This is a genomic window from Streptococcus infantis (assembly GCF_047464215.1).
Taxonomy (GTDB): Bacteria; Bacillota; Bacilli; order Lactobacillales; family Streptococcaceae; genus Streptococcus; species Streptococcus infantis_P.
Genome location: NZ_JASHCG010000040.1, coordinates 1 through 987, shown reverse-complemented (window position 1 = coordinate 987; position 987 = coordinate 1). Strand labels below are relative to the sequence as shown.

General features: G+C 40.8%; 1 protein-coding gene. It reads left to right on the top strand.

From position 1 onward, the window contains the following. Positions 1-250: 250 nt before the first annotated feature. A partial coding sequence (locus tag QM469_RS10530; RefSeq protein ID WP_414276808.1) for an IS110 family transposase occupies positions 251-987 on the top strand: 737 nt, incomplete at its 3' end.

Below are 987 nucleotides of genomic sequence, written 5' to 3'. Positions count from 1 at the left end.
AAACTAAAACATACTAAGATTAGTAGTGAGGAAATCTCCGACGGGAGAAAGTACTCACTACTTTTTCGTTATGTTAAAGTAGTGGTGTCTTGTTAAGTCGATAAGTCCTTTGGCGCTAGACGTCGTAACTAAAACTGACAAGACACCTGTTTTAGGAAGAATGTTATCAAAGTATGTGGGACGAAAAACGTCGAGTATTGAAAATGACATCACTAAAGCAAGGAATCATTCAAGACAAAGAGGTAATATCATGCGAGTAGTTTTTGGGATTGACGTGAGTAAAGCAAGCTCAGAAGTGGCCATCTTGGTCAATGGAGAAAAAGTACATGGCTATACCATTCCCAATGATGCCATCGGATTTAATCGACTACTTGGGGACTTGAAGACTGTTCACGAGCCAGAGATTATCTTCGAGGCGACTGGTGTCTATTCTCGTCGTCTTCAGGCCTTCTTTGAGGATAATAGTTACGCTTATACACGGCTCAATCCCTTAGAATCCAAAAAACAACTAGATAGCTTACGAGTACGTAAAACCGATAAGATTGACGCTGAAAAACTAGCTGCGTCTCAGTTCATCCTCAATCGTAAACCAAGCTATGTCCAAGAAGCGCTTTATCAAGAATTACGCGATCTCAGCCGTTTCTATCAGAATCTTACTGAGGATATCGTCTGCGCTAAAAACCGTCTGCACAAGGTTTTACAGGTCACTTTTCCTGAATTGGAAAACATATTGTCGGCACCAACTGGGGAACAATATTGGAACTTGGTCATGACTTTTCCATGTAATAGTTTTGTACTGGAGTCAGATGACGCCACATTAACAGCTATCATCCGTCAGTCTACGGCAAAACGCATCTCTGAAAAACGTGTGACTTACTTAGTAGATAAGCTTACAAAACTAGCTAATCAGTCTTATTGTGCGGTTAAGAAAACCTCTCCAGTGATAGAAGAGGTCAAATACTATGCAGGGGAGTTACTTAGGCTTTC